Source organism: Novosphingobium aquae, assembly GCF_037572715.1.
Classification (GTDB): domain Bacteria; phylum Pseudomonadota; class Alphaproteobacteria; order Sphingomonadales; family Sphingomonadaceae; genus Novosphingobium; species Novosphingobium aquae.
The window spans coordinates 350,772-362,729 of record NZ_JBBHJY010000001.1 but is presented as its reverse complement, the minus strand read 5'-3'; the positions used below and the strand labels follow the sequence as shown (position 1 = coordinate 362,729).

The window sequence follows — 11,958 nt, the reverse complement described above, 5'->3', positions numbered from 1 at the left end:
AAGAAAGGCAGATCAGGACCGGACGAAATGACAGACCTGATCTCCACCCCTCCCGCTCCCGCTTCCCCGGATGACAGCACGGTCACCACCGGCGCGTGGTGGCCCGATATCGACGTCAACGCCGTCCGCGCCCAGATCCGGCTGGGCGGCACCACCATTCCGCACGATCGTCTTGTTGCCGCCATCGCCTTTGCGGTTGTCGAAGTGACGCAGGAACTCAGCCCATGGCAGACCGTGCAGGCCGATGCCGGCAAGGCCAGCCTCGCCGCCGTCGCCCCGGACCGCGTGGTGAACGGCGATCCCGAACTGGTTGTCCTGTTCCTGCGCGCAGTCACCATGAATGCCGCCGCCGAACTGGCCGATCGCCATCTGGATCTGACTGCCACCGCCACCGGCACCGATCGCGCCGAGGCCCGCGCCGACATGGCCGATGATTTCCGCTGCTCCGCCGTCCGCGCCATCCGCGCGATCACCGGCGGCACCGGCACCATGGTCGACCTGGTATGAATACGGCCACCACCCGCGATGGCGACACTGTCGATCAGGTGCTGTGGCGCAACCTTGGCCGCACTGCCGCGCTCACCGAAGCCACACTGGAATTGAACCCCGGCCTTGCCGCGCGCGGGGCTGTCCTGCCCGCCGGCGTCGTCATCACCCTGCCCGCCGTAACCACCGCCGCGCCGGTTCGCGAAACCGTGAAGCTCTGGAGCTGACCTTGGAAGCCTCAATCCTCTCGCAGATCATCACCGGTTTCGGCCCGGCAGGTGCTTTCGTCGGCTACCTGATCTGGCAGCAGATGCGCCGCGACAAGATCGATACCGAGCGCGTCCAGACCGATGTCAAACTGGCCACGGCGCTCGAGCGCCTCACCGCCACGATCGAGCAGAACCGCACGCGCCGGGGTGACCAGTGATGTGCGCGCGTTCCGAAAGCAGCAAACGGCTGGATGCCGTTGTCGCCAGCTTGAGCGCTGCCGTGGATCGTCTGCAGGCCGAACCCGGCAGCGGGGGTTTTTCCCCACGCCGGGAAAAACCTCCGCTGCCCGTAAGCCCGAAAAAGGAAGCCGCCGCATGATCGACGTCCCCCAAACTTATCGCTGGCTGCTCGCCATCACCCTGCCGCGCACCATCGAATGCGCGCTCGCTCTGCTGGGTGTGCAGGAAGTCGTCGGCAAGGGCAGCAACCGCACCATCATCGGCTGGCGCGATGAACTCAACGCCGCCGGCGTCCCGATCACCGGCTATGCCGATGACGATATCCCGTGGTGCGGCCTGTTCGCCGCGATCGTCTGTCACCGCGCTGGCAAGCCCGTGGTCAAGGCCCCGCTCTGGGCGCGCAACTGGGCCAGCTTCGGCAGCAAGGCCGACAAGGCCTCGCTCGGCGATGTGCTGGTCTTCGTGCGCAACGGCGGAGGCCATGTCGGTTTCTACGTGGGCGAGGATGCCACCTGCTACCATGTGCTGGGCGGCAACCAGTCTAACCGCGTCTCGATCACCCGCATCGAAAAGGCGCGCTGCATTGCCGCGCGCCGCCCGCCCTACACCAATCAGCCCGCCAGCGTCCTGCCCTTCCGGCTCGCGGCCACGGGCACCGTCTCGTCCAACGAAGCCTAGGAGAACTGCCGTGTCCGGATTCAAGACCTATGCCATGTGCGCCCTCGCCATTGCCATTGCCGCTGCCGAGCTCGCCGGGTGGGATGTCGTCCCCAACATCGATGCCACCAACGCCATGAATGCCATCTGGGCCGCGATCACCGCCGCATTCCTGCGCAGCGGTTCCAAGGCCGACGCGGCGAGCGTCCTGAAATGAACAAATGGCTGGCGGGCGGCGCGGCAGTCCTGCTGATCGGCTTTGCGCTGTGGCTGGGCATCACCCGCTTCGGCGATGCCCGCTATGCGGAAGGCCGCGCCTCACTCGCCAGCCAGGTTGCTGCCGCCAGTGCCGAGGCGGAGCGCCGCGCCGCCGACGAATTCGAACTCGGCTTTGCGCGCGGGCAGGAAGCCAGTCTCGGCTTCATCCAGTGGCGCGAAGGCCCGCTGCGCACCATCCGAGAGGAAACCACCCGTGAAATCGTCCGTTATGGCCAAAGCCCTGCCGGCGCTGCTGTCTGTTTTGATGCTGATGGCCTGCGCACCGTCAATCAAGGTGTCGCCGCCGCCGCCAGCACAGCGTTTCCCGCCGATCCCGGCGCAGGCGCTGCTCCCCTGCCGCGCGCCGGTGCCGATCCAGCCCTCGCCGGATGGCACGGCGGGCCGGGCGGCAGTCAGCGCAGCACTGGTGGAAAACGCACTGGCCCTCGCCGAATGCGAGATGATCCGCCAGCTGCTGGTCAAGGCGTGGCCGAAGACCGGGAACTGATCCATGCTCAAACCCGATAGCCTGCGCGCCCGCCTGACAGAGGCATTCCCCGATGCCTTCGCCCGCGATGCCACCAACCTCTCCATGTGGGTCGACCAGGGCCACGTGCGCTGTCACGCCGGGCCGGATAACCTGAACTTCACGGTCGAATACAAGCTCTGCGTTTCGATCACCGGATGGACCCTGCCCTCGATCATGATCTGGGTCACGCTGATCGACTGGCTCCGCGCCCAGCAGCCCGATCTGCTCAGCCCCGCCAACAGCGCCGCCGCCATCCCTTTCGAGGTTGACCTGGTCAGCGCCGATGAAGTCGATCTCGGCTTCGACCTCGCCCTTACTGAGCCGGTGCGCGTCACCCGGCGCGAGGATGGCGGGTTCGATATGCGCGTGGCGGCAGAGCCCGATCCCCTGTTCCCCGATGCCGCGCCGCTGCTGCCCTCCGGCCCGCTGCTGAAATCAATCTGGGCACCGGGCCTCAATCCGGTGCAGATCGTGCCCGACGAACCCGAAGCCTGATGCCCGCTGCCCCCGGCCTCGAAGCGATTGAGCCCTTCCTACGCGAGATCATGGACGCGGTGGAGCCGCGCGAACGCAAGAACCTGGTCGATAAGCTGATGCGCTTCGCCCGCCGCGCCAATGCCCAGCGCATCGCCGCCAACGCCACTCCCGAAGGCGGCAAGATGGCCGCGCGGAAGACCGGCCGGGCAAAACGCGGCAAGATGTTCCGCCGCATCGGCAAGGCTTCCAGCCTGAAGATCCGCACCACGCCCGATATGGGCGAACTCCGCTTCTCCAATCCGCTGGTCGAAAGTACGGCTGCCGTCCACCACCACGGGCTGGAAGGCTTCGTCGGCAAGACGCCCTCGGGCCGCGTCATCCGCACCAAGTATCAGGCCCGCGAATTGCTCGGCTTCGGCAAGGAGCAGGAGCTGTTTGTCGATGAAGTGCTGAAGCACCTTGCCGGCGATTGAGCATCAACTGGACCGATGGGTGTCGCTGGCCTAAACTCCGAGCAGGAACGGGGCAGGCTCATGGAAATTGAAGATCAACGGTCACGGCAGATGGCCAAGCGACTGACGAGGTTCGGCCTCTATGGGACTTTAGTTTACATTGTCGTTTTGGTGGGATTCGCTGGCGCAGCTTGGGATCCGCTTTGGGACATGCAACCTTATGAGTTCGCAGCTGTCATGGGAGGCATTTTCAGCCCTCTTGCATTTTTGTGGCTGGTTTTAGGCTATTTCCAACAGGGATCCGAACTCCGGTTGCAGATCAAAGAGCTTCAGAAGACCGTTAGGCATCATGGCCAATTGGTGGACATCGCGAAAAAGGACGTCGCCCTTCAGGCGAATATTGCTCAGAGTCATGAGGACCGAGAAGCGCTTAAATCAGCCGCTCGTTTTTCCGTCTCAAGTGGAGTGTTCGTCGATAATGCGGACGGTCGCGTGTTCGTTTTGGAGTTGGTCAATCGCGGTCAACCAGCCCACTTTCTAACCCTCAAGACTTTTACAAACATGAGCACGCATCACAACTTCATCGACCATGAACGGGATGCGACTATGATAATACCTGAGGGCAATCTTAAAAATGGAGAAGATAACTACGTAATTGCAGAATTTACTAATCTTCTCAGCGATCGCTTCAATCAGATGATTATCCTCATGCCCATCGGCAGCTCAGATGGTCGACCTTCGTTTCATGCAACTATTGGACCTGTAACTCGGCAGCGCGCCTAAAGCACCTCACCCCGTAACCACCACGGCAACGGCGCGCCGGGCTGGCTTCGCGCGCGGGGGTGACCATTTGCTGTCGCCATGCCCGGCACCTCCGCCATTTCGACGCTGGATCTTTCCCAGCTTCCCGCGCCCGATGTTGTCGAAGCGCTCGACTTCGAGACCATCTTTGCCGCGATGCTGGCCGATCTGCGCGCCCGCGATGCCACCTTCGATGCGCTGGTGGAAAGCGATCCGGCTTACAAGATCCTCGAAGTCGCCGCTTACCGCGAACTGCTGATCCGCGCCCGGGTCAACGATGCCGCCCGCGCGGTGATGCTCGCCTTCGCCACCGGCACCGATCTCGATCACATCGGCGCAACGCGCGGCGTTGTCCGCCTGACGCTGGATCCCGGCGATGTCGAGGCCCTGCCCCCTGTGCTGCCGACTTACGAAAGCGATGCCAATTTCCGCCAGCGGATCCAGCTCGCACCCGAAGGCTACACAACCGCCGGCAGCGAAGGCAGCTACATCTTCCACGGCCTTGGCGCATCGGCGCTGGTCAAGGATATCCAGGCTGTTAGCCCCGATCCGGGTGAGGTGACCGTTTACGTCCTGTCGCGCGAAGGCGACGGCTCGGCGGACGGTGACCTGATCGACGTGGTCACCGCCGCGCTTTCCGCCGAAACCGTCCGCCCGCTCACCGATAACGTCACGGTGCTCACCGCCGATGTCACCACCTATTCCATCGTCGCCGAACTGGTGATGTACCCCGGCCCCGATGCCGAAGTTGTGCGCGCCGCCGCTGAAGCTGCCGCCGCTGCCTATGCCGCCGCAGTGCACCGCATCGGCTATGACGTTACCCTGTCCGGACTCTATGCCGCACTGCACCAACCCGGTGTCCAGAAGGTCAACCTGACCGCGCCCGTTGCCGATATCGTCGCCACCGATGGTGAGGCCAGCTTTGCCGACGCGATCACCGTGACGCTGGCCGGCGCTACCGATGTCTGATCTCCTCCCTCCAAACGCCACGCCGCAGGAGCGCGCCCTGTCGCTGGCGCTCGAAGGCGATATTGCCGTTCCGATCGACCGGCTGTGGAACCCGGAAACTTGTCCGGCATCCGCCCTGCCGTGGCTGGCCTGGGCGTTCTCGGTCGATGAATGGGACGCCAGCTGGACCGAGGAACGCAAGCGCGCCGTCCTCGCCGCAAGCCGGGCCGTGCATGAGCAGAAAGGCACGATCGGTGCGCTGAAGGCAGCGCTTGAACCGCTCGGGCTGGAAATCTCGATCACCGAATGGTGGCAGGAAGATCCGCCGGCAGATCCCTACACCTTCCGAGGCCTGATCACCGTCGATCAGGAGCCGATCCCCAGCGAAGCCGCCTTCGATCAGGTGGTCTCGATCGCCAATGGCGCAAAGAACCTGCGCAGCCACATCACCGGCGTCGACATCCTCGCCAAGAGCTACGCGGACGAATTCATCGGCGCTGCCGTCTGGAGCGGGGAAGTCGTCACCATCACAGCGGAGCCCGCATAATGCCGTTCATGATGAAGCTCACCGTTTCCGGTGCAACGAAGATCGCTGCGGCACAGGCTGGCGGTGCCGCCGTCACGCTCACCGAATTCGCGGTGGGCGACGGCGATGGTGCGGCGGTGGCAGCGCCGACCGGGGCTGAAACCGAACTGGTGAACGAATGCTGGCGCGGCGATATCAGCTCGCTCGCGGTCAAGCCCGGCGCGCCCACTGTCGTCATTGCCGAAGCCGTACTGCCCTCCGATGTCGGGGGCTGGATGGTCCACGAGCTGGGCATCTTCGATGATGATGGCGATCTCTTCGCTTACGGAAATTTCCCGGCGACCTTCAAGCCGCTCGCCGTCGATGGCTCAACCCGCGAAATGATCGTCAATGCCGAACTGCGTGTGAGCAGCGCGGCAAACGTGACGCTGGTGATCGATCCGTCGCTGGTACTGGCCACGCGCGCATGGTGCCTTTCCACCTTCCTGCGCATCGATCAGAACCTTGCCGATGTCGCCGATGCCGCCACCGCCCGCAACAATCTGGGCGCCGCTCCCATCGATTCCCCGGCCTTCACCGGCAACCCGATCGCCCCGACGCCCGCCCCGGGCGACAATGATACCTCGATTGCCACCACGGCCTTCGTCGCCGCTGCGCTCGCCGCCCTGGTCGATAGCTCGCCCGCGGCGCTCGACACGCTTAATGAGCTGGCAGCCGCGCTGGGCGACGATGCGAACTTCGCCGCCACGGTAACGGCTGCACTGGCGCTTAAGTCCCCGCTGGCCAGCCCGGCTTTCACCGGGAACCCCACAGCGCCGACGCCCGCACCGGGTGACAATGATACCTCGATTGCAACGACCGCATTTGTCAGGGCGATAACCGACGCCCTGATTGCCCCTCCCATCGGCAGCGTGTTGGCGATCTCCGGCGCGCCCGGATCGAACTGGATCAAGTGCGACGGTGCCAGCTATCTGCAAAGCGCGTACCCCGCGCTCTATGCAAAACTGGGCCTGCTGCCGCGCCTGACATGGACCGCCCGGACAAATCCCGGGGCCAGCGTCAACATGCTCCGCTACGTCAACGGAAACTGGGTCACCCTGGGCTCTGGAGCGAGCGCCGGCAGCTACTATTCGAGCAACAGCGGCGCCACCTGGTCAGCGGCTACGGTCAACCAGACCGGCGTCACGCGCGATATGTGCTGGACCGGCACGAAATATGTCAGCGTCGGCGATGGCAATACCGTGACCAATTCCGTTGCCCTGGGAACCGCCTTCACCGCCCGTACCTCGGTATTCACGGCAGGGGTGCGGATAAACAGCGTGGCCAGCGACGGCGCCGGCAAGGTTGTCGCAATCGGCTATTACAGCAGCCAGATTCGCGCCCAGCTTTCCACGAACAACGGTGACACCTGGGCGCTGTGCACCCTGCCGACGCCCGGAAACTGGTACGCTGGCAACATCGTCTACGCTGCCGGCAGATGGGTCTTTGCCTGTTACGATCCGACCGCAAGTCTCAGTTACATCTACACCTCGACCGATGGCGTGACATGGACGCTTGCTGCCTCGGCCCTCAAGGGGGACTATCCCTTCGTCGCCTTGTGCGACGGCGCATTTTATGCGGTCTGCAACCATGCGCTTGGCTATGGTGACATCGCCAAGTCCACGAACGGAACCACCTGGACCGTTGTTCAGCCGGCCTCCTATCCGCTGGGCACGGGGAACGGTGCGGCGGGCATCGGCATAAGCTCGCCCGATACCATCAGGGCAGCTGTACTGCCGTCCGGCATCGTAACCATGGCAGCGATGTCGAATCATCCGACACCGCTGACCTATCTCCACTCGGACATGCGGCTGATGATGCAGCTGCGCGGGCCAAATGAGGCGGGCAGCAACACGCTCAACGGATCCAGCATCGCTTACGGCGGCGGCGTGATCATGATCGTCAATCCGACATACAGCGTCTGCCACACGACGCCGGTCTACGATTATACCACCGGCACCGAATTCATCGTGCCGGATATTGGCCCGCTCCCCGGCACCAGCAACTCTCCACACTACGTTAGGGCATCCTGAACATGAGCGATCCATCTGACGCACCCGTCCATCCGCTCGAAATCTTCGAACTCGGGCCGGACAATTACTGGACTGGCACCTCCCGCCTGATCGAGGTCGATGGCGGCTGCCCGCAGGGCTGGACAAGAACACAGCCACCACCGCTGGAAGACGGGCAATTCGCGATCTACGATGCGCCGCAATGGCTGATCACATCAGAGGCATGGTCCGCCCCGGCTCCCTCTCTGGACGATTTGAAAACCGCCCAACTCAAAGCGCTGGCCGACATTCGCTGGAAACATGAAGTGGGCGGAACGATGGTCGGCGGCGCACCGGTCCCGACCGATCGCGAAAGCCAGGCCAAGCTCACTTCAGCTTATGTTCTCGCCGCCGCCAATCCGGCATTCTCGCTGCGCTGGAAGATCGCTCTGGGCCTGTTTGTCACCTTCGACGCCGCGACGATCATCAACATCGGCGATGCCGTAGGTGCCTATGTCCGGGCCTGCTTCGACCGGGAGGATGAACTCACCACTGAAATCCTCACTGCCCCCGATGCCGAAGCCCTTGCCGAAATCGATCTGGAAGACGGCTGGCCGGAATGAGCAGCTTCACCGCCCAGCTCATCCTGGTTGCGGAGCCGGAAGAACGGGGCGGACGCGGCGTGTTTCGCGTGCACCAGGCTTTCACATATGAGGTGGGACATCTCGGCTCGGGCGATGTCGTCACCGTGCCGGCCGGCTTCCGCACGGACCTTTGCTCGATCCCTGCCATCGCCCGTCCGTTCGTGCCGATCGCCGGACGGATGGCGAAACCCGGCCTGATCCATGACTGGCTGCTTGAGATTGGCGATCCCCGCGCCCATGACATCTTCGACGAAGCGCTCGGCGTCGCAGGAGTGCCGCGCTTCACCCGCACCGCCATGGTGCTGGCTGTTTGCCTTTGGGCCCGCTGGCGTGAATTCCGCAAACTGCGCCCTGATCCTGCGCCACTCTCCGCACCGTAACCGCCCCGGCAACGGAGCCGCGCGCTCGCATCCGCGCGCAGGTTCGGCATGGCATGCGTCATGGCTGTTTCCGATCCGGACGTTGTGGGCGATGTGGCGCAGGTTCTGCGCCTCGGTCGCTGCGCGTCGGTTGATCTCGCAGCCCGCACCTGCACGGTGGCCTACGGCGATCCGGACGGGGAAGACGTCATCAGCGCCGATATCCCGTGGGGCGGCTTCCGTGCCGGCCGTATGCGAGTCTGGTCGCCGCCGACCGAGGGCGAGCAGGGCATGCTCTTCGCGCCGGGCGGTGATATTGCCCAGGCCGTCTTTGTCCCCGGCATGTACTCCACTGCCTTTCCTGCTCCCGGCGATGCCGCACGCCATTTCTTCACCTTCGATGACGGTGCCGAATTCGGTTACGATCCCGATGCCAGCGAAGCGGATGTCACCCTTCCCGCTGGCGGCAAGCTGACCATCGTGGCCGATGGCGGAGTGACGATCACCGGCGACGTCGAAGTCACCGGCACGATCACCGCCAGCACCGATGTGATCGCAGACGGAATCAGCCTCAAGAACCACACCCATCCCGGCGTCCAGGCCGGCGCGGCCCATACGGGAGCGCCAGAATGAACGGCATGGACCGCACCACCGGCAAGGCGCTCAGCGGCAATGCCCACCTCGCGCAGTCGATCGGCGATATCCTCTCCACGCCGATCGGCAGCCGGGTGATGCGCCGCGATTACGGATCGTTCCTTGCGGACCTGATCGACCAGCCCCTCAACGCTGCGACGCGCGTCCTGATCTACGCCGCCAGCGCGCTCGCCATTCGCCGCTGGGAGCCGCGCCTACGCATCCTGCGCGTGGCGCTGGACATGCAGGACGGTGCCACGGGCACCGCCGCCATAACCATCGACGGGGAACGCGCCGACCTTCCCCAGCCCAACAGCCGCGTCACCCTGTCCATTCCCATCCGCAACGGCGGCGTTTCGCCCGCCGCTGCCTGATTTCAAGCCCAAGGAGTCCTTCCAATGCACGGCATCAAGGTCAACGAACTCACCACCGGAACCCGCGCGCTCAAGGCGGCGTCGACGTCGATCATCGGCCTTGTCGCCACCGCCGGCGCCGCAGTTGGCGCGCCCACCGTGGCGCTCGACGCAGCTTTCCCGGTTGGCGCGCTCACGCTCATCACCAACATCCGCGCCGCCATCGAAACGGCAGGAACCACCGGCACGCTCAAGGCAGCGCTCGAGGCCATTGCCGATCAGGGCAGCCCTGTCGTCGTGGTCAGCCGCGTCGCGGTCGATGTCGATCCGGAAGATCAGGCCGTCCTGGTCGAGGCCGGTGTTGAAGCCCTGCTCGGCGCGCAGTCGCAACTCGGCGTCACTCCTCGCATCCTCGGTGCCCCGGCGCTCGATGTGCAGGCCGTCGCAACCGCGCTTGCCGCCACCGCCCGCAAGCTGCGCGGCATGGCCTATGCAGCCGCGATCGGTGCCGATGTCGCCGCCGCGACCGACTACCGCGAGAACTTCGGCGCCCGCGAACTGATGCTGCTCTGGCCCGCCACCGATGCCGCATTCGCTGGCGATGCTGTTGCCCGCGCTCTCGGCCTGCGCTCGCGCATCGATACCGACATGGGCTGGCACAAGACCCTGTCCAACGTCGCGGTCGATGGCATCACCGGCCTCGATGTCCCGATCTTCTTCGACATCAACAGCGACGATAACGACGCTGCCCTGCTCAATGCCGGCGATGTGACCACGATCATCCGGCAGGACGGCTTCCGCTTCTGGGGCAACCGCACCTGCAGTGATGAGCCGCTGTTCGCTTTCGAAAGCGCGGTCCGCACCGCACAGGTGCTGCAGGATGAAATGGCCAGCGGCCTGCTCTGGGCAATCGACAAGCCGCTGACTGCCGTGCTGATCCGCGACATCATCGAAACGATCAACGCCAACTTCCGCCGCCTCATCGGTCAGGGTCGCCTGATCGGCGCGAAGGCCTGGTACGATTCCGCGCTCAACACCGAAGCCGATCTGGCAGCGGGCAAGCTGGTCATCGATTACGATTTCACCCCCTGCTCGCCGCTGGAAAGCCTCTCGCTCAACCAGCGCATCACCGATCGCTACTACGCCAGCTTCGCCGATCTGGTGGGCTGATCGCCAGCCCGGTCCCAACCCGTCCTGCCCTGATTTCACGAAAGGCCCGCTGCCATGTTCCCTCGCAAGCTCAAGGATTTCCGCCTCTTCAACGATGCCAACAGCTATCTCGGCATCGCCAAGGAACTCACCCTGCCCAAGATCGCCCACTCCATGGAGGATTGGCGCGGTGCAGGCATGCTCGGTCCGGTCAAGATCGACAACGGTCTGGAGGCCATCGAATTCGAATGGTCGCTCGGTGGCCACGATTCGATCGTTGTCCGGCAGGCCGGGCTGGTCACCCACGATGGAGCCATGCTCCGCTTCATCGGTGCCTATCAGTCCGACGCCGATGGCGCGGTCTCCACGATCGAGGCCGTGGTTCGCGGCCGTCATCAGGAAATCGACTTCGGCAAGGCCAAGACCGGCGACGATACCGAACTGAAGATCAAGACGGTCTGCAGCTATTACACCCTCACCGCCGATGGCGAGGAGCTGTTCGCCATCGATCTGGTCGGCGGTGTCTACCGTGCTGGCGGCATCGACCGCTGGGCCGACATCCGCGCCGCCCTCGGCAGCTAGCGCTGTTCTCAACTTCGTCTGGCCGGGTTTACGCGGTTCCCGGCCAGGCGGAGACCAGAACAACCGCGCGCCCTGAGGAAAAACCGCAAATGAAATCCGCAACCGATTCTGCCGAAGCGCCCGCCGATCTGGCCGCTCCTGCTTCAGCACCCAGCCCTGCGCCAACCGGCCCGAAGCTGGAAGAAATCCCGCTCGAAACCCCGATCCAGCGTGGCAGCACCACGATCAGCACCGTCCACCTGCGCAAGCCGGGTGCCGGTGAAATGCGCGGCCTGCAGCTGCAGGCGCTGCAACAGGGTGACGTCAACAACATCCTCGCCCTGCTGCCCCGCATCACCGTGCCACCGCTCAGCCAGCAGGAATGCGAAAAGCTCGAACCGGTTGATCTCGGAGCGATGACCGGCACGATCCAGAGTTTTTTTATGTCGCAGATGGACCGGGCTCTGCTGGCCAAGGTCATGGGCGCAATCGATTCGGAGACGTCGACCAGCTGATCGCCACCATCGCCTTCATATTCCACTGGCCGCTGTCGGAAATCTCCGCACTGTCATTCGAGGAGCTGGCGATCTGGCACGAACTGGCGGTCGATCGATGGAACAAGGCCTACGCGGCTGAGGAAGACTGA

The 11,958-nt window shown here is 64.2% G+C and carries 20 protein-coding genes; all 20 read left to right on the top strand.

Annotated elements, in window-relative coordinates:
- Nucleotides 1-27 precede the first annotated feature (27 nt).
- Entirely contained in the window at nt 28-507 is a 480-nt protein-coding gene (locus WG900_RS02010) for a head completion/stabilization protein (protein ID WP_339964292.1), read from the top strand.
- Nucleotides 504-713 carry a tail protein X gene (locus WG900_RS02005; protein WP_339964291.1) on the top strand — a complete coding sequence of 70 codons (210 nt, stop codon included), beginning with the start codon at nt 504-506 and terminating at the stop codon, nt 711-713. Before WG900_RS02010 ends, WG900_RS02005 begins: the two co-directional genes overlap by 4 nt.
- Nucleotides 714-715: 2 nt before the next feature.
- A complete protein-coding gene (locus tag WG900_RS02000; RefSeq protein WP_339964290.1) occupies nt 716-913 on the top strand; it encodes a hypothetical protein in 198 nt (65 codons plus the stop codon).
- A 157-nt stretch (nt 914-1,070) separates the two neighbouring features.
- A complete protein-coding gene (locus WG900_RS01995) occupies nt 1,071-1,613 on the top strand; it encodes a TIGR02594 family protein (RefSeq protein ID WP_339964289.1) in 543 nt (180 codons plus the stop codon).
- 10 nt (nt 1,614-1,623) lie between these two features.
- Nucleotides 1,624-1,809, top strand: coding sequence for a hypothetical protein (locus WG900_RS01990; protein ID WP_339964288.1), 186 nt, complete (start codon nt 1,624-1,626; stop codon nt 1,807-1,809).
- Nucleotides 1,806-2,378: a hypothetical protein gene (locus WG900_RS01985; protein WP_339964287.1), complete on the top strand. Its 573-nt coding sequence runs from the start codon at nt 1,806-1,808 to the stop codon at nt 2,376-2,378. The genes WG900_RS01990 and WG900_RS01985 overlap by 4 nt, the downstream gene beginning before the upstream one ends.
- The gene (locus tag WG900_RS01980; protein WP_339964286.1) at nt 2,362-2,874 is read left to right on the top strand and encodes a phage tail protein; all 513 of its coding nucleotides are present in this window, start codon (nt 2,362-2,364) and stop codon (nt 2,872-2,874) included. Before WG900_RS01985 ends, WG900_RS01980 begins: the two co-directional genes overlap by 17 nt.
- Nucleotides 2,874-3,329, top strand: coding sequence for a phage virion morphogenesis protein (locus WG900_RS01975; protein ID WP_339964285.1), 456 nt, complete (start codon nt 2,874-2,876; stop codon nt 3,327-3,329). The genes WG900_RS01980 and WG900_RS01975 overlap by 1 nt, the downstream gene beginning before the upstream one ends.
- Before the next feature lie 60 nt (nt 3,330-3,389).
- Nucleotides 3,390-4,091 carry a hypothetical protein gene (locus WG900_RS01970; RefSeq protein ID WP_339964284.1) on the top strand — a complete coding sequence of 234 codons (702 nt, stop codon included), beginning with the start codon at nt 3,390-3,392 and terminating at the stop codon, nt 4,089-4,091.
- Nucleotides 4,092-4,169: 78 nt separating this feature from the next.
- On the top strand, nt 4,170-5,078 hold the full coding sequence (locus WG900_RS01965) for a baseplate assembly protein (protein WP_339964283.1): 909 nt from the start codon (nt 4,170-4,172) through the stop codon (nt 5,076-5,078).
- On the top strand, nt 5,071-5,604 hold the full coding sequence (locus WG900_RS01960; protein WP_339964281.1) for a phage tail protein I: 534 nt from the start codon (nt 5,071-5,073) through the stop codon (nt 5,602-5,604). Before WG900_RS01965 ends, WG900_RS01960 begins: the two co-directional genes overlap by 8 nt.
- Nucleotides 5,604-7,655, top strand: a complete 2,052-nt coding sequence (locus tag WG900_RS01955; protein WP_339964280.1) for a phage tail-collar fiber domain-containing protein — start codon at nt 5,604-5,606, stop codon at nt 7,653-7,655. The genes WG900_RS01960 and WG900_RS01955 overlap by 1 nt, the downstream gene beginning before the upstream one ends.
- A 2-nt stretch (nt 7,656-7,657) precedes the next feature.
- Nucleotides 7,658-8,236 carry a DUF4376 domain-containing protein gene (locus WG900_RS01950; RefSeq protein ID WP_339964278.1) on the top strand — a complete coding sequence of 193 codons (579 nt, stop codon included), beginning with the start codon at nt 7,658-7,660 and terminating at the stop codon, nt 8,234-8,236.
- Entirely contained in the window at nt 8,233-8,637 is a 405-nt protein-coding gene (locus WG900_RS01945; protein WP_339964277.1) for a DUF1353 domain-containing protein, read from the top strand. Before WG900_RS01950 ends, WG900_RS01945 begins: the two co-directional genes overlap by 4 nt.
- Before the next feature lie 60 nt (nt 8,638-8,697).
- Nucleotides 8,698-9,249, top strand: coding sequence for a phage baseplate assembly protein V (locus WG900_RS01940; protein WP_339964276.1), 552 nt, complete (start codon nt 8,698-8,700; stop codon nt 9,247-9,249).
- Nucleotides 9,246-9,623, top strand: coding sequence for a GPW/gp25 family protein (locus tag WG900_RS01935; RefSeq protein WP_339964274.1), 378 nt, complete (start codon nt 9,246-9,248; stop codon nt 9,621-9,623). The genes WG900_RS01940 and WG900_RS01935 overlap by 4 nt, the downstream gene beginning before the upstream one ends.
- Nucleotides 9,624-9,647: 24 nt before the next feature.
- Nucleotides 9,648-10,772: a phage tail sheath subtilisin-like domain-containing protein gene (locus WG900_RS01930; protein ID WP_339964272.1), complete on the top strand. Its 1,125-nt coding sequence runs from the start codon at nt 9,648-9,650 to the stop codon at nt 10,770-10,772.
- A gap of 54 nt (nt 10,773-10,826) precedes the next feature.
- Nucleotides 10,827-11,333 carry a phage major tail tube protein gene (locus WG900_RS01925; RefSeq protein ID WP_339964271.1) on the top strand — a complete coding sequence of 169 codons (507 nt, stop codon included), beginning with the start codon at nt 10,827-10,829 and terminating at the stop codon, nt 11,331-11,333.
- 89 nt (nt 11,334-11,422) lie between these two features.
- Nucleotides 11,423-11,827 (top strand): phage tail assembly protein, encoded by a 405-nt coding sequence (locus WG900_RS01920; RefSeq protein WP_339964270.1) that lies wholly within the window; start codon nt 11,423-11,425, stop codon nt 11,825-11,827.
- Nucleotides 11,824-11,958 (top strand): GpE family phage tail protein, encoded by a 135-nt coding sequence (locus WG900_RS01915; RefSeq protein ID WP_339965305.1) that lies wholly within the window; start codon nt 11,824-11,826, stop codon nt 11,956-11,958. The genes WG900_RS01920 and WG900_RS01915 overlap by 4 nt, the downstream gene beginning before the upstream one ends.